Origin of the sequence: Estrella lausannensis (genome assembly GCF_900000175.1) — a bacterium.
Taxonomy (GTDB): Bacteria; Chlamydiota; Chlamydiia; order Chlamydiales; family Criblamydiaceae; genus Estrella; species Estrella lausannensis.
Genome location: NZ_CWGJ01000005.1, coordinates 51,168 through 71,497, shown reverse-complemented (window position 1 = coordinate 71,497; position 20,330 = coordinate 51,168). Strand labels below are relative to the sequence as shown.

The window sequence follows — 20,330 nt, the reverse complement described above, 5'->3', positions numbered from 1 at the left end:
GTTTTAAGAAAGGAGCAGTTTTAGCATGGCATCAGAGACTCTCTTACAAAATATGAACGGCTGGCTCCGGGAGGAGTTCTTTCAAAACAACATCTATAGTGATGGAAGCGTTCCCCCTTTTTTAATTGCCGACCTGGGCAAAGATCCTCAGGGAAGGAATCGGTTTTTGCGGGTACTCCCCCTTTACCAGGAGGCTCTCGGCATTTTGCAAAAAGCACCAAACGAGCTGGGGCCTTTGGTCTCTTTAGATTTCTCCTCCGAACTGCCATTCTTGTGTAAACCTGAAGCGGCAAAGGACTTGGCATCGCTGCTGTTTTTCATCAATAAAGAGATTCAGCTGTCCGGCTTTAGCTTTGATGAAGCGGAAGGAAAAATTCTATTCCGCCATATCAACTACTGCCCGGAAAAAGGAATTGACCATCGTCTGACGATCGGAATTACGGGACTGATCCTTCTCTATATGGATTTATACAGCCAAGCGATCGAGGAGATTGCCTCAGGAAAAAAAACATTCAATGAGGCGATGGAAGAGCTGGTGCACGCCGCGAAGCAGGTGCTGAAACAGTAAAGTTCACTCATGGCATTTTATTCGTTAAAGCCTGCACTATTCAGCCTGCCGAAAGCATACCAAAATATGCGAGGGGGCTTTCTCAAAGCTAGCCCCAAGTTTTGAAACACTTTCGGTACATTAGAGTGTTAGTACAGGCTCTTTTGGCAAACTAATTAGTTGCCTTCTTTCTTCTCTTCTTCGGAAGATCCGCCCATCGGCTGCACATCGGTAATCGCGGCTTTCAGCACTTCGATCTTGCTGCCGTCGGGGTTTCTCAAAGTGAGCGTATGTTCATCGATTTTAGCAACAATACCCACGATGCCCATGGCTGTGACCCTGTCGCCCTTCTTAAGGCTCTTTCTTTGCTCTTCCATGGCTTTGCGTCTTTTCTGCTCAGGTCTCCAGAGAATGACATAGAAAAACAGTGCGGCAACGCCCACCATGACAAATGTTTGCATCATGCTCTGCGTTGGACTTCCGGGACCTAATTCCCCTTCGGCAAAAACGGCTTGTGCCTGAAATAACAAGACTGCAAGGGCTGCGGCTAATGGTTTCATCAAAATTTCCTTCTTCTGGTTTTTTAAAGCGGGTGGTTTATACCGAAAGCCTATCAAAATTTGGTTTTGAGAACGCTCCCATGCCAAATTTTGATAGGCTTTCGGTATAACCTTTCCAGGACCTGTCTCTCACTTGAATCGGCTGAATTTGAAGGGCTGATTGTCATTTGATGACAAGCCCTGATTAATCCCCCGATTCCGGATAGATCGCCTTTACTTTGGCATAGAGTTCGTCCAGGGTTCCTTCCAGGATAGCATGCCTTATCTTTTTCATGAAATCAAGGTAAAACGCAAGGTTCTGCAGTGTCACCAGCGTAAGACCGGTGACCTCGTCCACGTTGAGAAGGTGCCTGATATATGCTTTGGTGTGCCTTGAGGCTTCGGATTTTGTTTCAGGATCCAAAGGTGTGAAATCTTCGCTGTATCGCGCCGCTTTGATCGTCACTTTACCCTGCCAGGTGAAAGCAGTGCCGTTGCGCGCATTTCTTGTCGGCATGACGCAATCGAACATATCAACGCCACGCATCACAGCCTCGATCAAATTGCGCGGGGTGCCGACCCCCATCAGATAGCGAGGTTTTTCTTCAGGCAGATGGGGTTCTACTGCATCGATGACACGGTACATGATCTCCCCGGGTTCTCCCACGGAAAGCCCTCCGATCGCATAGCCTTCGAAGTCAAGAGTGCGCAAAAATTGTGCTGAAGCGGCTCTTAGTGAAGGATCGACGCCCCCCTGGACGATACCGAAAAGATTCTGGTCTGCTCCTAGCGGATAATCCCTGCAGATAGAGGCCCAGAGGTGCGTTCTCTCCATAGCCTTCTCCACTTCCTTCAGTTCCGAAGGATAGGAAACACACTCATCGAAGCACATCACGATGTCGGAATTGAGCGCTTTCTGCACCTCCATGGACTCCTTAGGGCCCAGAAAATGACGGGATCCATCTATATGCGACTGAAAATAAACTCCTTCATCAGTGATTTTCCTAAGCGAGGAGAGGGAGAAAACCTGAAAACCGCCGGAATCTGTCAGGATAGATTGATTCCAACCCATGAAAGCATGAAGTCCGCCCGCTTTTCTGATGATATCCATGCCCGGTCTTAGCATCAGGTGATACGTGTTGCCCAAGATGATCCGGCACGCCATCTCCTCAAGCTGGGTATTGGTGACAGTCTTTACCGAAGCCTTTGTCCCAACCGGCATAAAGACAGGGGTCTGAATAGTGCCGTGCGCCGTCTCTATTTCTCCGGCCCGCGCCCGCGACTTGCCATCTTTTTTATGGATGTTAAACTTTAACTTCATGAAAAACAGTCTCCGGCTTTGTGGTTATTAGGAAGATTTTTGCAGGAGAACGACATTTTCCACGTGGGGAGTGTGGGGAAACTGATCTATCGGCTGGACAGCAATTATCTTGTAGCCATGCATCAAGAGTTCTTTGACGTTGTCTGCCTGGGTGTGCGGGTTGCATGATACGTACAGGATCTTGTTGGGCGACACTTCAATCAAGGCACGCATCGCTTCAGGATCGAGTCCCGGCCGCGGAGGATCGACAACGATGACATCCGGTTTGGGGTGTGTTTTATCTTGCATGATCTGCGACAGCACGTTACGCACCGCCCCCGTCAGGAAGTGTATATTGTCCACTCCATTCAGCTCGGCATTCGTTTTAGCATCGAGTATGGACTCGGGTGAAATCTCAATCCCTACAACCTTTTTGGCTTTCTTAGCGGCGATGATTCCCAGGGTTCCTGTCCCGCAATAGAGGTCGTAGACCACATCATCTTTTGTGATCTCTGCCATTTGCAGAGCGGATTCATACAGCTTTCCTGCCTGGAAGGAGTTGGGCTGGAAAAAAGCAGTGGGGCTCACATGGAAAGAAAAGTTCATGGGCCGCGCAGATTCATCGATGGCAACTTTCAGGGTCTCTCTGATGTGGTCCGCTCCGAAAAGATGGATCTCAAAGAAATTGGTCTCCATTCCTTCAGCAGCCTGCTGGATTCTTAAGAAGATACTCTTTAAACTGAGTTGATCATTGGATTTGAATGTCTTTTTGACCGCTTCGGAAAAGCTCTCGAGCTCGCTTTTGCTCAGGGCGTATTCAGGATTGCCCGAGACATTCAGAATCACCATCTTATCTTGCGTGTTGATCCCCTCCCGCAGCGTCAGCGTCCTAAGGGAACCGGTAGCCTTGAATGGATGAAACGCCTTGATATCCGATTCTGCCCACCATTGTCTGACTGCATTCAAAACATCCTGGAACCAAGGAGAAACGAGATGGCACTCTTCGATTGATACAACCTTTCCTTTGCTGGAGTCCCTGATCAGGCCAAGAAACTTATTGCCCTTGCTATCTTCAGAGAAGGAAAACTCCATTTTGTTGCGGTAGTTCCAATTGACTTCGCACGGGATGATCGGTCTGATGTCTTCTTTTCCTGTCAGGAGCGACTTGAAACAGGCCAAAATATCGGCTTGTTTAAACTTAAGTTGCTCACTGTAGGAGATATTTTGAAACCGGCAGCCCCCGCAATCCCCAAAATGCTTACAGCGCGGCGGCACTCGAACGGGAGAGGGTTTGAGAATTTCGTCGATGATCCCTTTCGCCCTTTTCTTTTCCTTGATGACGTTGATACGGACAACATCTTGAGGAACCGCAAAAGGCACTTCCACTGAAGAGAGGCTGCCTGTTCCTGAAACAACAAAACCGACACCGTTTCCTTTTTTATTCAGTTCGACAATCTCGATTTCTAAAACTTTTAATTTGTTCATTGTTCTCTGTTGCTGACAGGTTTCTCTTTTCCAACAAGCACACAAACTTTATTAAACCAATAAAATTTGGATACTTAAGAATATCGTCAAAATTTCCTCTTCAGGTTTAAACCAATGCATTCCTGACTATCTAAGAGACTGTCCACAAACTCAAATCAGTGTGCTTTGCTGCCGAATTTTGTTATAAGCTTCGAAAAAAAATTCACCATATTGAATTAACATGCTGAGTTTTTTCAAAGCTTATATCCGTATGGCGCAAACAAATCATACGATTTCAGTTTATGGACAGCCTCTAATTGTCTGCCCCGATATAACCTCGCCAAGAGCCAGGGGTTCTTTGACCGTCCGTTCAACTCTAAACAGAGGGGCAATATATACCGGAAGTGCCTGAAAATTTGGGAATTAGCTGTAAGACACCTTCGGCATAGTCGATATAGTAACGTTTGAACTTAACCGTTTATTTCTAAGGCTAACCAAAAGAAAATACCCTATCTCTCAAAAAAAGACAAGCCCTATCCCCTGCTAATTAAATTTAGAATTATCGGGAGACCAACACCCCCTTTGAACCAGTCTCAATCCAATTTTTAAAGACCCCTGCCCGCAAACTCAGATCGGTGCGACACTGGCTGAAAATGGACTGCTTGCCAAAATATTTTGACACACCTCGATTTGAGGGCGTTTACATTTTGAGGCTCCTCTCATCCCAAGGCGCTGAAACTTTGATCGGAAATGCGGGGAGGGGCATTCATGAAGCTATACCGAAAGCGTCTCAAAAATTGGCATGAGGGCTTTGAGAAAGCCTCGGGATTGAAAGATTAGCATCTAATGAAACGACAGGCAAGTGAGTGAAAGGGCTACAATGAAAGCTATTTAGAAGCTGCTTGAAGGAGAAAAATGCAGCTTTCAACACCTGTCGAAAGCTGCATAAAATGAGAAAAACATCACTAGCGAGCGTGTTTTCTTGCCAACTTTGCCGTAGGCCTTTTCGCCATTTTGCCTCTTTTAACCATAAGGGCGGAAGGACGAGAGGTCATACGTTTGGACTTCATCGTTTTAGCGGGCCCTTTTTTGGGGTTTTTTTTTTGAGCTGGCTTAGCTTGATGCTTTGCTGCGCTTTTAGGGGCGCTTTTAGGAGCACTTTTCTTGGCAGCTTTTTTAGCGGCTGGCTTTTTCTTGCTCTTGGTTCCTTTTTCAGACGAGATTGATTCCTTGCGGTATTTTTTCGCTGTCTTTTCAAGCTTTACTGTGCCTGTACGGACTCGCTGCGAGGCAGCTTTGTTGCCGTTTTCAGCTTTTGGAAGATCTGCGGAGATTTGCTCCAGAAGATCCTTCATCGATTTGATTGTATCTTTTAACGCCATGGGTTGTTTCCTCCGAAATTTAGCGTTCATGACAATTTACTCAATAGGCGACCTTGGATATATTGTGCAACATTTTTTTATAATAGTAATTATTTTAGACTTCCCAAACTTGTCTCTTGGAAGAAAAAAAATAAGGAGCACAAAGAAAAATATAGCCCCATGATATCATGAGAACGCTATTACAAAAAACAGAAGATGAACGAAAAACACTATTTTTTTTCAGATTTTTTTTAAGGTAGATTTATGGAAGGCTTCGGCATCAATCAAAGAAAGTCTTCTCTCCCACTAAAAAATTGCAACTTTACTCCGATTGATGGATCTATTTTCGGTTTTATAGCTCTTCCTTTATAGTGTATAGGTGAGAGACAATCTTTAAATTCACCATTCGTCATTTGTCCGGATTAATCGGGCGTGTTGCCCCTAAAAGGGATCCATAATCGGCACAATCCAAATCCGGGACTGTCTCGAAGGACTTAAAGGGCGCGGAAAGTCTCGATACCGAAAGTGCCTCAAAATTCGGCATTAGAGGCCGTCTGCAAACTCAAACCAGTAGTCTTTGAGTTTGCAGGCAGTTTCTAACGAAAAATTTTAAGACACTTTCAGCAGATAAAAAACCAATTGTAGCGAAACCATGCTAAGCTCCATCCAAAAAAACTGCTTCTGTTTTCTGGCTGCAGCCGCTTTTTTGGAATCGACTCCTTTTCAAGAAGCAGGATCGAACGCTCCTCCTATATATGTCGTAGGTACAACCCATTCCACGAAGGACTCGCCCCTCCTCAGCTTGCAAACCGGGCTCTCTCCTCTCTTAAATCAAATCGAGGAGAGCGACCTTCTCGGCAACTTTGATGAAGCCCAGCATTTAATCGATCAGCTGCTTGAGAAACAATCAGCTGTCCCCCCCCCTGTCAAAGAGTATCTTTTTAAAAAGAAGCTGTGGCTTTATTTTAAGCAAGGGAATGATTTCCAAGTTGCGGCACTGACAAAAAAGGAGCCTCCCGATGACCCCTTTTCCCTTCTGATGCTTTCGGCGGCTCTCAGAAATTTGGACCGCTATGAAGAGGCTGATGCTGTTTTGGGAAAACTTCTGTCAAAAGAAGAGGGTCAGGGAGATCAGGTTCTACTCGAAAAGGGAAACCTCCTTTTAAAAACAAAGCGATATATCGAGGCCGATTCCTATTTTGAGGAGGTTCTCAAATCCTCAACGTCCTCTGATGCCATTGAAAATGCCTCCATTAAAAGAGTCATCGCTGCCTTCCTGGCACAAGACCAAGAAAAAGCCTCCGCCGCCCTCGACGCTCTCCAATCCAGGAAGCTTACTGATCCTCTCTACAGGAGTCTTCTTTTCTATCTGAATGCTCAAGAGCACATGCTGAGAGGCAACACTTCGCTCGCGCTTAAGTCTTTGAAAGAAAGTGTTCGGCAAAAAATTGCCGATGATATGCTGAAGCCGCTGCTTGCCGAGTATGGTCATTATTCCATTGCCCTTGCTTTGGAAAAGACCGGCAAAGAGAGCGAAGAGCTCTTTTCTCAGGCTGATCAGGCGTTCTTAACTTTAATCGCTCTCGGCAGCCAAGAAGAAGGGCTGATCGGCCGAGGAAAAAACCTCCTCGCTAAAAAAATGAGTGGCGCCGGCAAGGATGAAATTGAGGGGCAAGAGCAGGAAATCATCCTCTCCCTGCTGAAACTCCCCTCTGAAAAAGCAGGCGGACTGGCACTTTTGCTGCAGGCGGAATCCGAAGGCGACTTCAAGAAGAAAAACGAACGCTTCCTTATCTTACTTGCCGGGGCCGAAAAGGACAAAAAATCCTCGCTTGCCCTGCTGCACGGCTTTCATCTGATCAGGTGGGCGATCACCTTAAATCAAGAAGGATTTTTAGAAGAAAGCAAGCTCCGGTTCAGAGAAAGCGCCCAAGCGTTGACTCTTTTCATGGAAACCTACCCTGAGTCACCCCTCTTTGCCAAAGCGGCCCTCTCTTTTGTCAAAGCGGCTCTCGGGACAAAAGAGCATCTGCCGCAGGCAAGAAAAATCCTCGCCTCTTTGAGGGATAAAGATCAACCTGAACAAGCTCTCGCCAAAGCTTATGAGGCCCGGATTGCTTTAGAGAACGGAGATGACAACCCTGCCGCTTTGGCCAATACCGCCTTGGAATCCTATGAAGCCGCCCTTAAGAAAAACCCGGACAACCCCTCTCTAAAAGAGGCGCGGTTTATTCTTGCTTCCTCGCTGTATCAAATGGAAGAGTTAAAGAAAGCCAAAGCCCTGCTGCTAAATGGAAACCAAGAAAAAGACCTGACCCCGCTCCTTCCCGAAGAGCTCAATCTCTTAGCTTCCATCGCGGAAAATGAGAGATCTTATGATGAAAGAGCCGCATACCTTGCCTATATCGCCGAAAGACACAAGAGCCATCCACTCGCCAAAGAAGCCGCTTTCAGGCGTTACACGCTTAAAGAGTATCTAAGCGGTGGCAGGCTTGAGATAAAACATCTTGAACAGTTTACCTCCGATTGGAAAGACTCGCCCCGCATCCCTCTTGCCTACTACCTGATCGGTCTTGATTATAAGCAAGACAGGAAGTCACCTGAAGGCAAGTGGATCCGCAAAAAAAGCTTAACCAAAGCCATCGAAGCTTTCACAAAAGCGTCATCCTCCTTCCACACCCTCAGGCAAGGAAAGCTCATTCCGCAAGATCAAGAGGAGTCGCTCACCCTTCTTTCCTTCAACGCAGAACTGGAGACCGGCCTTTGCAACTTCCTAATAGCGAAAGAGTCCAAGGCGGCGAAAAAGGAAGTGTATCTGGAGTATGCAAGGGAAATATTTGCCCGCCTTGTATCTGAGCTTCAGCCCGAAACCAACCAACTCCCTTCCGTTTTCAAAGGCTGGTTTCTGTATATGGATGCCAAGCTCTTGCTTGCCGAGGCAGAAATGGAGCTTGGCTCTCCTGAACGGGGACGAGGCCACCTGTCCGATGCGATGGAGTACCTTCGAAGAGCCGGAATCAAACAGGGCTACTATTTTACCAAAGCCCACTATCTAACCGCAGGCCTTTGCATCCAAGACTCTCAATATGAAGAGGCAATGAACCACCTTCTGCTTGCTGAGCAAGACACGACAGGATTTACCACCGATGAAAAACTCGACGGGGCAATCAAAATGGGAATCTGCCTGAAGTCTCTTGGCCGACTCGATGAGGCCATGAACGTCTTCTCCTCCGTCGTCAACGCCGATGCTGTCTCTTCTTTAAGAGTTCAGGCGATGCTGGAGCGGGCCTATATCTACAAAGAACAAAACCGGTTAGACCTTTATCGCAAGCAGCTGGAAGCCCTGGAAAGAATGGGTGGAAAGTGGCAGGCAAAAGCCCAACAACTTTTGGAAGAGCAATATGGAGAACATCGTCATCATTAGCAGCTTTCTCTCCCAGATGACTGCTAGCTGGAACCTTATTTTGATCATTATCGCCGCCCTGTCGGTCGCGAGCGTGGCTGTCTTTATCGAAAGGCTGCTCTACCTGCACAAGGCCGAACGGGACACCAATCTGTTGATCATCAGGATAAGGGATGCTTTGTCTGCCGGCAGCATCGTCGAGGCCGTACAGATCTGCGAAGAGACTGGGGGCGCTATCGCCAATATTGTCAAAGCGGCGCTTGCAAAGCATCAAAAATCCAAAGAGCAGATTGAGACAGCCATCGAGATTGCGGGGATGGTTGAAGTAGCCTCCCTGGAAAAAAATGCAAAAATCCTTTCGGTGGTCGCCCATATAGCACCCATGGTTGGACTGTTGGGGACGGTTCTCGGATTTATACAGGCTTTTTCGGAAATGAGGATGAGCGGAATGGTGGATATTTCCGCCACAAAGCTGGGTGAAGCGATGGAGTTTGCCCTGATCACAACAGCCGCAGGGCTGGCGGGGGGGGGTGGCCTATAACTATATCGTCAGCAAAATCGAGACTTTTGTTCTTGAGATGGAAACCTCGTCCAACGAAATCGTTGATATTCTCCTGGACACAAGAGAAGACTAGAGACTGAAATTGTACCGAAAGTGTCTCTCAAATTGACTTTTGGCAAAGAGAAAGCTCTCGCGATTGAAAGATTACAAGTCACCTCATATTTCTAATATTAGGTGACTTGTAATCTTTCAATCCCGAGGCTTTCTCTTTGCCAAAACCCCAATTTTTGAGATACTTTTCGGTATATACCGAAAGTGTCTCAAAATTTACGATGCGATCGGTACAATAAAAAAAATGAGATTGCTATGCGCTTCAAGACCAAGCTGAAACCTTCGTTTACGCTGATCGACATGACGCCCCTTGTCGATGTTGTCTTTCTGATGCTCATCTTCTTTATTATCTCCTCGGAAATTCTACCGCTAAAGTCCCTCTATATAGAACACCCCCAGATCGAAAGGGAGGATGATGCCGTGACAACAAGGCTGATCCTCGTCATGGACGCCCAGCATGTACTATATCTTGGCTCGAAGAAGAACATTGTCGATATCCCCTCGCTCGACGCTGCCCTGAAAAAAGAGCATGAGGCGCTCACGAGACAAAATCCGGAAACACCGCCTACTTTAGTGCTTTCCATCGACAAACGGGTAGACTATGACTCCTTTCTAAAGATCCTCTCCATAGCCAAGGAGAGCTTCTCTTCGATCAGGCTCGTCTATGACACTTCCCTGTCCGATTCTTAATCATTGAAAAAGGGGTCGTGAGTGTCCAGGCTAAAAATCAGACGAGAGGGAGGGCATAAGAACTTAATCCATTTAAGCGGAAAGACCTCCTTTGGCTTATCCAAACCCCTTCTCCTGGCGCTCTCTTTGGCCGTTATCTACCACTTGCTATTCTTTCTGCTTGTCGATACCGGAAGACCCGACCGGGAGACACCCTATAAGGAAAAGGGGAAAGTTTTTGTAGCCATCGAGACAAGGGAGATGGAAGAGCCCATTTCCTACTCGGGTGAAAGAGAAGCCGAGACCGAGTCTCTGCTTCAAGCCCTTACGAGGCAAGCCTCCCCCCTTCTGCTGCCGGAGAGCCTCGCCGAAGCGCCGGCGGATATCTTATCGGAAGAAAAAACAGATGCCGTCTATGCCGCATTTTTAAAGGAGTCAGCCAAAAAAGAACGGGCGCTACCTTCCAGAGGGAGATACTATCCTCCCCTCGAAATAAAGCTGGGCGGCGGGCTCTCCGAAACAGCTCTAATCACCCTTACAAACTTCGAAGAGCAAAAGACTCGTGCCTTTGGCGAGAGAGCCAAGCGCCACGTTTTCGTCTTCGAGTGCATAGTCGATTGCTCATCAGGGGAGGTTGCCTCTTCCAGACTTGTTTCAGCCTACTCCGATGAACCGATCCGCAAAAAAGCAGAAACGGTCATAGCCGCCCTTTCCTTCAAGGCCAATACGCCGGTGCCTCTTATTAAAGGGTTAATTGAAGTTACCATCACCGAAGAAAACCCTCTCACAGCATATCCCTGACGTTTTTATTAGATTCAAAACGACTCTCATGCTACAGTGTCCAGGGTTTAATCAGGCAAGGAACATCCTCTCCTGAGGAAATAACCACATTCGATCAACCTTTTTTAAATAATAAGGTAACAATACCACTATGGGAAACAACTTCGTCCACGTACCGGCATATCCAAATCACGCCGTCCCTCCGAACACTCCCGTACTACCCGCGCTAATTGAAAGAGCGGAACCCATTGTTCAAGTTCATGTAAGATACCCCTCCAAAAAACAGTCATGCAGGCACGCCAGCTTGCAGCAAGAAAAAAACAACTCTCTAACTTACAAAACTCATACAAGGGCGATCAGAACTATTCATCAACCACAACAAACCGAAATTCAAGCGCCCACAGCAAGAGAGGCCAATAGGGCGACTCGCTGCAAAAAGGAAGGGATGGGACTTGAGGAGAGGATTCAGAAAATGCGTCTGAAAATGGACAGAAAAGAGCAGAACAAAGAACTGTATCTTCTCAGAAAAAAGGAAAGAGAAGCTAAGTTCAACATGTTCACTCTTAACTAAACTGGCCGATAACTAAAAGATTGCCCATAAACTAAAATAGTACAAAGTGTTTGTGGGCAGTCTCTTATACCGAAAGCCCCCATACCAAATTTCGAGATATTTTCCAGATAAAATCAGCCGGCCCTATCTACTATCTTCCTTACGATATTCAAGAGCAGCCTGTCTCGCGAGGGGCCCTCTTCAGCTTTTGCCAACAGCAAAGCCTCTTGTGGAGCGGTGACGGCCATCTCCAAAATCACAGCTTCCCCTGCGATTTGTTTTTCATGGCTATCTTGCAGCGTTTGCATCATATCAAACGCCGAGGCAAGATCCGCCTTCGCCACTTGCGTCATCATCTCCTCGAGGCAGGCTGAGCGCAAGATAGTTCCTCTTATGGACTCAATATCCAATTTCGACAGGTTTAAAAACTCTCTGGCTCTCGTCTGGCTAAGTCTTGCTTCAAATACAGCGGCGGTTGCTCGCGAGACAGCCCTGATATGGGGCAAAGAGATTTTCTCATCGATGATGCGAATCGCTCTCTCTCGGCAAATCGAGAGAGCGGTCTTAGACAGCTTTTTCAATGCCCACTCTCTAAATACCAAGTCCCCTTCGTTCTCTGCTTCTAGGGCAGCCTCATCGACCAACTCGACCGCTTCAGCGGGAACCGGGATACATTTTGCCAGCTTTGAAAGAGCCTGAACGCGCATGTAAGGCCTCTCGTGATTTTTTGCGATCAGACAGGCCCTTTGCTTTATCTCTTGGCCAACGGCATGATCCACCTTGTACAAAAATGGAATTGCTTTGACACAGGCATCGGTTTGATGAGGCTCATCCACATTTATGATCAAATCGACAGCTTGCACTACGAGTTGCTTTGCTCTGGCCGGCCATTTTTCATGGATGGATGCAGCCAGCAGTGAGAGATAGACCGCCCGCCGGCTTTCCTCCCGGACGGAGGAGATAAAGAGGTGCGCACTCTCTTGATGATCCGGCAAAATCAGGGCAAGCACCTTCATGGATGCCCGATGCTTGATCTCTCTGTTATCGATCAAGTTGATGAGGGAAAATGCTCGTTTGGGATCTCTCTTGGCCTTTTCAGAGGAGAGCTTCATCAGCTCATCGTTCTTAATGAATGGATGAGGATTTGAAAGAGCTTCTTCTACCCTCCTTTCAAAATCATCAGGATAGAGAACCATTTCAGAGTGGAAAAGAGCCTCTTCCCTCAGTCCAGGATCCTCAATAAGCGATGCTGCCTCGAAAAGGGTAAAAATAGGATCGGGGTATTCAGTCGCGATGATTTTGTTGGCGGACCGATGGATCCATTTACCGGCTAGCGCGACCAGTGGAATAATGAAGGTCGCAATCAGAAGCACCTTGATGGCTATCTCAATCCAGGAGCGGCAGCGCTTATCCAGGAAAGGACAGGCGACAAGCCGCCCTCTAAGCGGATATAGGTTATAGCTCTTCTGCCCAAAATCGAAAATCCAGTCAGCGCTTCTGCCAAGCCAGCTTAACTTCTCTTCAGGGCAAGGTTTCTCTCCTATGCGCAGCGGGTTTAGCAAATGGGAGGAAGATAAGATGGAAAGCACCGCAACCGCTCTTGTTAAACTCTATAGATTAAAGACTTGTGCAATAGCCAGTGTAATTTGAACCTCTTTAAAAAACATCATAAATGGTAGGCTTGAAAATCAAGCATAAGAGACGATAATCTCTTAAGGAATTAAATATGATCCAAGTCTCCTTAGAATCGGCCATCACACTCTATTTTGTGATTACCACTCTCATGATCGCCTTGCCATGGGTTTATTTTCTGCTTCTTAAGAAAAAACGAACCAAACCGTTTTCCCCTGTTAAACTTCACCGGTGTGAATATTGCCTAAGCTCATTTCTTGATGCCGAAGCCCGAAAAATACCACGCTGCCCAACATGCGGTTCCTACAACACTCCTTCCAATAGCTAAATCCGCCGGAGGCAAATCCAACGTGGCTATCATCAATCCCCTCCATGTCGTTCAATCAGCGACACGCACTCTTGTACTCGAAAGAGGGGAAACCTCCTATTTTTGGGATCAGGTCCTTTCCGCAGTGCAAAAAGTGCATTTCGTCTGGAAGCTCTTTGAGAAGGCCACTACTTACGGCAATCCTGACAACTTTATCCAACTGGCCGCGGGACACTCCGTGAATTGGTTGGCAGGGGATAATTTTTTCGTAAAACTGGCCGCCGGTTCTGTGCTCATCGCCACCAGGATCGCAGAATGCGCCCGTGAAGAGCTTCTTCTTTTACAAGAGATCAAAAAACTATCGGAAACCGCCTTTGACAACACAGAACTCTACCAAAGATCTCGCTGGCTGAAACCAGGCGAGAGCCAATTCCTCTCCGCGGCAATTACAAATTCCATCAGGAGCTTTTTCAACGCATTTTTTCGAATTCTGAGCAAAATATTCCGCCACTTGATTGATATTTTGAAAAGACTGTTCACGCTGAGTATGCGTATGATGAGCGCCGCCGAGGCCTTTTCACTCAGCCCGCAGGCGCTGAAAGAGGGGACAGAGGAATTCTTCGTTAATTTAGAAAAGTGCTACGAGGCGCTGATCGACGACAAAGAGCTGCTGCTGGGGTTTCTTGAAGAGAACAAGGGTGTCATCGAAATGGTGTTCGAGCTGTCAGGAGCATCCCCTACCTATCGGGAGATGGTCTCAAAAGTGGAGGAAGCTGCCTCCGCCAGCCGAAGGTTGATCGGAAGGCGGAGCGCATTGAAGGACGTGAGCCGCTTTGCCTTTCAACATATGATGTTCGGACTTTTTCAATCCGTTAACATGCATCGATATATGCCGCTAGAGTGGATTCCGCCGAAAGAGCCTGAATGGATGGTTGAAAATCATCGCCATCCCCGCTATCCTCCGAATGACTGGATTCAGATCTACAATTATGAACGAAATGCCAGAGACTGGCTTTCTAACGAAGGTACTAAGCACCATGCTGGAACGAGTCTGTTTTTTGACCAATTATAATCAGTACCAATCAAAGCGCCATTTCACCAAAGAACTATCCAAAGCATTTGAAGAAGAGGGTGTTGAATCGACGATCTTTGATGTAGAAGATCCCCAGTTCCGCAAAATGCCCCACTTTAAAATCCATCAGGCCTCTCCCGATCTTACCATTTCCTTTAACAGCTTTGTGCCAAGCGCTGACGGCAAGTACCTTTGGGAGCAGCTGAAAATACCTCACCTCAGCATCCTGGTTGACCCGGCTCTTTACTATATGGATATGGTCGCCGCTCCCTATAGCATCGTCTCGGTAGTCGACAGATCCGATGTAGAAGGAATTAAAAGCTTTGGAAAGCAAAACGTCTTTTTTCTCCCCCATGGCGCAAGCCGGGAGCTTGCAGAGGAGAAAGCGGAAGAGAAAGAGTTCGATGTAGTTTTCATCGGCAGCTGCTACGACTATCTATCGCTTAGGGAAAGGTGGCAAGAGGAGCTAACGAAAGGGGAGGTCTCCCTTTTGGAAGAGAGCATCGAAATTTTCTTAAATGACAACGTCACTCCCCTTCATGCCGCCTTGGCAGTCGCTCTGAGCAACCAAAACATCTCGCCAAAAGAGATCGACTTCATGCAGATCTTCCGCTATCTCGATATCTACACGCGAGGGCTGGACCGCATCCGGCTGATCCGTTCTATCAAGGATGCTAAAGTTCACGTCTTTGGAGGCAGCTGCGAAGGGGATATCTTCCCTTACAGAGGATGGCAGGATTACCTCTCCGATATGGCTAACGTGACCGTCCACAATCCCGTCGACTACGAAGAATCCCACAGAATCCTGAAAAGAAGCCGCATTTCATTGAACAGCAGTCCCTTTTTTAAAACCGGATCGCATGAGAGGCTATTCGTCCCCCCTCTACTTGGTGCTTTGGTGGTCGCCAACGACACTGTCTATACGAGAAAGGAGTTTATCGATGGCCGCGACATCATTCTCTATCCCCCCAAAGGATGGAGCCATATGAACGACCGGATCAATGCTGTGCTGAAAGACCCGACAAGCCTTGAGGGCATGGTAAGACTGGCCAAGGAGAAAGTGCTGCAAAATCACACCTGGAACCACCGGGCTAGAACCATCAAAGAGATCATCCCCAAGCTACTGACGACCATCGCTTCTTAAAAAATGCATCGGTACGCTTTGCCATTGAATTAGACTCTAAGAGCCCGTCTTAAAACTGAAATCGCATGATTTTTTTAGAGTCAGTTTCTGAGAGAGTGGGCGGCAATCGTCAAGAAATGAGCACCTGCTAAAGAGCCGCTTGCACTTATCCCATCTTGCAGTTACATTATCCTTGAGCGGTCTAATGCGAACCCGGCTCCGTTCCGGTTATACCGAAAGTATCTCAAAATTTGGAATTTCGAGATACTTTCGGTATATAGTCGATTGCACCCAACTTCGCCGATTTTGACAAGTTGGGCAACAGAGCAAAAAGACCGCACAAAGTGAATGATTTTGAAGGTGCACGGCAGACAACTCTTCAACTCCTCTGCTCAATGCTCCTGCTAATATTGAAAGAAAGGACAGCTCCATGGAGACTCAACAGATGAAAGGCAGCGGAATGAATATGCCAAATGACATCCCTGCTCTTGATAGCGAAACGAAAGCCAATTTAGCAAAAATCGCTGCGGCCGTACGTGTTCTCTCCATCGACGCTGTCCAAAAAGCGAACTCCGGCCACCCCGGACTGCCTCTTGGCTGCGCTGAGATTGGGGCTTACCTCTATGGCATCGCAATGCGCCATAACCCAAAACACTCCTCCTGGATCAACCGTGACCGATTCATCCTCTCTGCCGGACACGGCTCCATGTGGCTCTACTCCCTTCTGCACCTGTCGGGATTCAAAGTGACGCTGGAAGACATCAAGAACTTCAGACAGCTCCACTCCATTACTCCCGGGCACCCCGAATCGCATGAAACAGACGGAGTGGAAACAACGACAGGCCCGCTCGGCCAAGGAATCGGCAACGCCTCAGGGCAAGCTCTTGGCCTTAAGCTACTGGCCGCCAAGTTCAATACCGAAAAGCAATCCCTATTCGACAGTAAAGTCTACTGCCTCGTCGGCGATGGCGATATCATGGAGGGTGTCTCTTCCGAAGTTTCTTCTCTCTCAGGACACCTCTGCTTAAACAACCTGATCGTTATCTATGATGCCAACAAAGTCTCCCTGGACGGTCCTTTAAGCGACTCCTGTTCCGAAAACACCAAAGAGCGCTACAAGGCCTATGGCTTTGAAGTATTCGAGATGGATGGCCACGATTTCGACGACATCCACAGAACGATGACCCTGGCAAGAAAAGACCAAAAGCAACCCAGACTGATCATCGCCCGCACCATCATCGGGAAAGGCTCTCCCAACAGGGCAGGAACAAGTAAAGTACACGGATCACCTCTTGGACCTGATGAGCTTAAACTGACAAAAGAAGCTCTGGGATTGCCCTTGGAACCTTTCTATGTTTCGCAATCGGTATATGATTACTTCGCAAAAAAACTGAAAGAGCAAGAAGCCTTGGAAGAGGCGTGGAATAAAAAATTCGCCGCCTGGAAACAGGAAAACCCCGCTCTCTTCGACGAATTTGTGAAAATGCAGGAAAAGTCTCTCCCTACAGACATCGAAGAGAGACTCTATAAGATTGAAATCAAGAACCCCATCGCAGGCAGAAACGCTTCCAACGCCGTCATCCAGGAACTTTGCAAGACCATGCCCTTTATCTACGGCGGATCGGCAGACCTTTCCTGCTCCGACATGACCTGGATCAAAGAGGCCGACGCGGTAAAGCCGGGAAGTTTCAAGGGAAGAAACATCAAATTCGGCGTCCGTGAATTCGGAATGGCGACGATGGCGACAGGAATGGCCGAAACAGGAATGATAATCCCTTACATCGGCACCTTCTTAACCTTCTCCGACTACATGCGCAACGCAATCCGCCTTGCATCTCTCATGAAAGTTCAGGTCGTATACCAATTTACGCATGACTCCATTTTCTTAGGAGAAGACGGCCCTACCCACCAGTCGATTGAGCACTACGCCGCCCTGCGGGCAATACCCAACTTGCACTTCATCCGTCCGGGAGACAGCAACGAAGTGAAAATGGCCTGGCTTGCCGCGCTGACTTACAAAGGCCCGACTGCACTCAGCCTGTCGCGTCAGAATCTGCCGGAGCTGAAAGAGACAAAAGTCCCTTACTCCCAGGGAATGGGCAGGGGGGCCTACATCGTCATGAAAGAGACGAGAAAACCTGACTACATGCTTGTAGCGACAGGATCGGAACTTTCACTGGCTCTCGACATTGCTAAAGAATTGGAGAAGCTCGGCAAATCCGTCCGCGTCATCTCAATGCCCTGCTTTGAGATTTTCGAAGAACAGGACGCAAGCTATAAGGAGAGCGTCTTCGGAGGCGACCTTGGGAAACGGGTCAGCATTGAAGCGGGGGTCGAATTTGGCTGGCACAAGTACATCGGCCGCGAAGGTATCGCCATCTCGATGGATACATTCGGCCTGTCCGCACCGGCTCCCGAGCTTGCGGAAGAGTTTGGGTTTACCGTGCCCTCCATTCTGGAACGTATTCTGTAACTCTAGATCAAAGACAAAACATGCCCTTTGCAATCGCTCATAAAAATACCCATTTTCTCTCCGCCCTGCGCTTAGAAAACAGGTCGGGAAAGATCCCGCTATGGCTGATGCGCCAGGCCGGACGCTACCTCCCTGAATATAGGGCGATACGTTCGCGTCACTCTTTTATGGAGATGGTGCAGACTCCCAAAATAGCCTGTGAAATCACAACACAGCCTATAGAAACCCCCCCCCAGCCTATAAGGCGGTTCCAGTTTGACGCTGCCATTCTTTTTTCTGACATTTTAGTGCTTCCGGATGCTTTGGGCCTGGGACTCACATTTGAAGAAAAACTGGGACCTGTTTTCAAATACCCCCTGAAAACACCTCTTGATCTGCATCGCATCGAGCAGGACACCCTTCCCCCATGCTTAGATTACATCCCCGAGACGATTGAGCTGATCAAAAATAAGCTGGACGTTCCCCTGATCGGGTTTGCCGGAGCTCCATTCACCGTTGCCAGTTACATGATCGAGGGGGGCACTTCTAAAAACCTTTTAAAGACTAAAAAATGGGTCGTCAACAATCCTCAGGCCTTTAAAAAGCTGATGGAGATTTTAAGCGACCTGACAATCCAGTACCTTCAGATGCAAATCAATGCCGGTGTCAACGCGGTTCAATTGTTCGACACCTGGGCTGGTGCCCTTTCCTCAAGCCAGATGAAAGAGCTATCGCTTCCCTATATTGAAAAAATCATCCGCGCCATCGAGCCCTCAGTACCGGTCATTTTCTTCTCCAAAGCCTGTTCTTCTTTCGCAGAGCTTATCAAAGGAGTCAATCCGCAAGGGATCAGCTTCGACATCAACGCTGACTTAAGGCGGATGCGAGAGGACATGCCGCATCTGGCCATCCAGGGCAATTTCGATCCCGATATCCTCCTTGGATCGCAAGAGGCAATCAGGAAGGAAGCGAGAAGGATAGTTGACAGCATGCAGGGCGATCCGGGCTTCATTTTCAACTTAGGCCATGGCATACACCCTGAAACTCCGATAGCTGCAGTTCAAACGCTTATCGAAGAGGTCAGGAGATAGACCGGATGCTTGACGTCGCAGTCATCGGGGGAGGCATCAGCGGACTCGCGGCAGCTTATGCTTTAAAGACCGAAGGCGGCGGAAAAGTCAAGCAAGCCCTTTTTGAAAAGGAAAACAGAGTCGGAGGATGGATCAAAACTCTTCGGAGAGAAGGATTTCTCTTTGATCTCGGCCCTCACACGATCCGGACAAGGGGCACGGGGCTTGAGGCACTGAGGCTCGCTCTCTCGTTAAATCTTCAAAATGAGATTCTGTTCCCGGCCAAAGCAAGTCATGCACGCTATATCCTCCAGAATGGAGAGCTTGAAAAGGCCCCTTCAGGCTTTCTATCCCTAATTTTCTCTCCTTTGTCACGAAAACTCCTGCCAGCCCTTTTAAGAGAACCCTTTGTTGCCAGAGGTAACAATGAAAATGAAACGGTCGCCGATTTTTTTGCGCGGCGTTTCTCAAAAGATCTGGCGGACACTTTTATCGACCCCCTGATGAAGGGGATATTTGCAGGCGACAGCCGCCAGTTATCCTTAAGAGCCTGTTTTCCCGATTTATCGGTGGCAGAAACGACCCATCGCTCACTCATCCTGTGGATGCTTTTCGGAGACAGGACGCCACCGCCTGTCGATATGCAAGTTTACAAGCGGCAAGGACCGCTGTTTTCCTTCAGGCAAGGAATGGCCACGTTAACTGACGCTTTAGAAAAGGATCTGCAAGACACTCTCTTCAAAGGAGAGGAGGTTGTTAAACTCACTTTCGACAAAACCTGGACCATCACCCTTTTGTCAGGGAAACAGTTCAAAGCGCGCTCGATCATTACCGCCCTCCCCCTCCCCCCACTCAAAAAACTCCTGGGCCCCCTTTTGCCGGAAGCAGCTTGCGGCTTCGAGATCCCCTACGCCTCTCTTGCCGTCGTTCCGATTGGCTTCAAATCTAAATTACATCAAGTCCCCGAAGGCTTCGGATACCTTGTCCCGTCTCAGGAAAAAAGCCCGCTCTTGGGAGCGATTTTCGATTCCTCAATTTTTCCAAGCCAAGGGGAAGGCTCATTCAAAACACGCATGACGGCGATGCTGGGTGGAGCTTTACACCCTGGCTTCCTTCAGCAAACCGACGAGGAAATTAAGGAAACTGCCCTGAAAGAGATTAGCCGGCATTTAAAAATAAAGCCCTTGCAGCCCGATTTTATCGAAGTGCATCGGATTGCATCGGCCATCCCTCAATATGGCATCGCCCACTGCCGGGAGATGGCGCGCTTTCAACAAGAGCTTAAAACCAAGCTCCCTACGCTGCAGTGGATAGGATCTTCAGTAGGAGGAGTTTCAGTCGGAGACTGCATTCACACCGCCAATCGGGCCGCGGCAGAAACGCTAAGAGCCTGTCTTTTAATTTGCGAAAAAAGCAAGAGCTTGCGATAACTCCTTTCTTAAAGATAA

16 protein-coding genes are annotated in these 20,330 nt (G+C 48.0%); 11 read left to right on the top strand and 5 right to left on the bottom strand.

From position 1 onward, the window contains the following. The first annotated feature begins 25 nt into the window (after positions 1-25). Entirely contained in the window at positions 26-568 is a 543-nt protein-coding gene (locus ELAC_RS01475) for a type III secretion system chaperone family protein (protein WP_098037510.1), read from the top strand. Between the two features lie 155 nt (positions 569-723). On the opposite strand, the gene yajC is transcribed toward ELAC_RS01475, so the two are convergent. The 4 genes from yajC to hctA all read right to left on the bottom strand — a co-directional run bounded on the left by yajC (position 724) and on the right by hctA (position 5,232). Next, positions 724-1,107: a preprotein translocase subunit YajC gene (gene yajC / locus ELAC_RS01470; RefSeq protein WP_098037509.1), complete on the bottom strand. Its 384-nt coding sequence runs from the start codon at positions 1,105-1,107 to the stop codon at positions 724-726. Positions 1,108-1,291: 184 nt separating this feature from the next. Then, on the bottom strand, positions 1,292-2,407 hold the full coding sequence (gene tgt / locus ELAC_RS01465) for a tRNA guanosine(34) transglycosylase Tgt (RefSeq protein WP_098037508.1): 1,116 nt from the start codon (positions 2,405-2,407) through the stop codon (positions 1,292-1,294). A gap of 27 nt (positions 2,408-2,434) precedes the next feature. Further along, a complete protein-coding gene (gene rlmD, locus ELAC_RS01460; RefSeq protein WP_098037507.1) occupies positions 2,435-3,871 on the bottom strand; it encodes a 23S rRNA (uracil(1939)-C(5))-methyltransferase RlmD in 1,437 nt (478 codons plus the stop codon). Between the two features lie 944 nt (positions 3,872-4,815). After that, the gene (gene hctA / locus ELAC_RS01455) at positions 4,816-5,232 is read right to left on the bottom strand and encodes a histone H1-like protein HctA (RefSeq protein ID WP_098037506.1); all 417 of its coding nucleotides are present in this window, start codon (positions 5,230-5,232) and stop codon (positions 4,816-4,818) included. 631 nt (positions 5,233-5,863) lie between these two features. Between hctA and ELAC_RS01450 the strand changes: the two genes are divergently transcribed. From ELAC_RS01450 to ELAC_RS01430, 5 genes are all read left to right on the top strand, one after another. After that, positions 5,864-8,635, top strand: coding sequence for a tetratricopeptide repeat protein (locus ELAC_RS01450; protein ID WP_098037505.1), 2,772 nt, complete (start codon positions 5,864-5,866; stop codon positions 8,633-8,635). Continuing rightward, positions 8,613-9,155 carry a MotA/TolQ/ExbB proton channel family protein gene (locus ELAC_RS01445; RefSeq protein WP_239414298.1) on the top strand — a complete coding sequence of 181 codons (543 nt, stop codon included), beginning with the start codon at positions 8,613-8,615 and terminating at the stop codon, positions 9,153-9,155. Before ELAC_RS01450 ends, ELAC_RS01445 begins: the two co-directional genes overlap by 23 nt. A gap of 327 nt (positions 9,156-9,482) precedes the next feature. Beyond that, the gene (locus ELAC_RS01440) at positions 9,483-9,917 is read left to right on the top strand and encodes an ExbD/TolR family protein (RefSeq protein WP_098037504.1); all 435 of its coding nucleotides are present in this window, start codon (positions 9,483-9,485) and stop codon (positions 9,915-9,917) included. Between the two features lie 21 nt (positions 9,918-9,938). Then, positions 9,939-10,697, top strand: a complete 759-nt coding sequence (locus ELAC_RS01435) for a hypothetical protein (protein ID WP_098037503.1) — start codon at positions 9,939-9,941, stop codon at positions 10,695-10,697. 130 nt (positions 10,698-10,827) lie between these two features. Next, on the top strand, positions 10,828-11,247 hold the full coding sequence (locus tag ELAC_RS01430) for a hypothetical protein (RefSeq protein ID WP_098037502.1): 420 nt from the start codon (positions 10,828-10,830) through the stop codon (positions 11,245-11,247). A 113-nt stretch (positions 11,248-11,360) separates the two neighbouring features. On the opposite strand, the gene ELAC_RS01425 is transcribed toward ELAC_RS01430, so the two are convergent. Then, positions 11,361-12,815, bottom strand: coding sequence for a hypothetical protein (locus ELAC_RS01425; protein ID WP_098037501.1), 1,455 nt, complete (start codon positions 12,813-12,815; stop codon positions 11,361-11,363). 303 nt (positions 12,816-13,118) lie between these two features. Between ELAC_RS01425 and ELAC_RS01420 the strand changes: the two genes are divergently transcribed. The 5 genes from ELAC_RS01420 to hemG all read left to right on the top strand — a co-directional run bounded on the left by ELAC_RS01420 (position 13,119) and on the right by hemG (position 20,312). Then, positions 13,119-14,237: a hypothetical protein gene (locus tag ELAC_RS01420; protein ID WP_098037500.1), complete on the top strand. Its 1,119-nt coding sequence runs from the start codon at positions 13,119-13,121 to the stop codon at positions 14,235-14,237. Next, on the top strand, positions 14,203-15,381 hold the full coding sequence (locus ELAC_RS01415; RefSeq protein ID WP_158227773.1) for a glycosyltransferase family protein: 1,179 nt from the start codon (positions 14,203-14,205) through the stop codon (positions 15,379-15,381). Before ELAC_RS01420 ends, ELAC_RS01415 begins: the two co-directional genes overlap by 35 nt. A gap of 439 nt (positions 15,382-15,820) precedes the next feature. After that, positions 15,821-17,833, top strand: coding sequence for a transketolase (gene tkt, locus ELAC_RS01410; RefSeq protein ID WP_420810325.1), 2,013 nt, complete (start codon positions 15,821-15,823; stop codon positions 17,831-17,833). A 20-nt stretch (positions 17,834-17,853) separates the two neighbouring features. Continuing rightward, positions 17,854-18,903: a uroporphyrinogen decarboxylase gene (gene hemE, locus ELAC_RS01405; protein WP_098037498.1), complete on the top strand. Its 1,050-nt coding sequence runs from the start codon at positions 17,854-17,856 to the stop codon at positions 18,901-18,903. Positions 18,904-18,908: 5 nt separating this feature from the next. Next, entirely contained in the window at positions 18,909-20,312 is a 1,404-nt protein-coding gene (gene hemG, locus ELAC_RS01400; protein WP_098037497.1) for a protoporphyrinogen oxidase, read from the top strand. Positions 20,313-20,330: the final 18 nt, after the last annotated feature.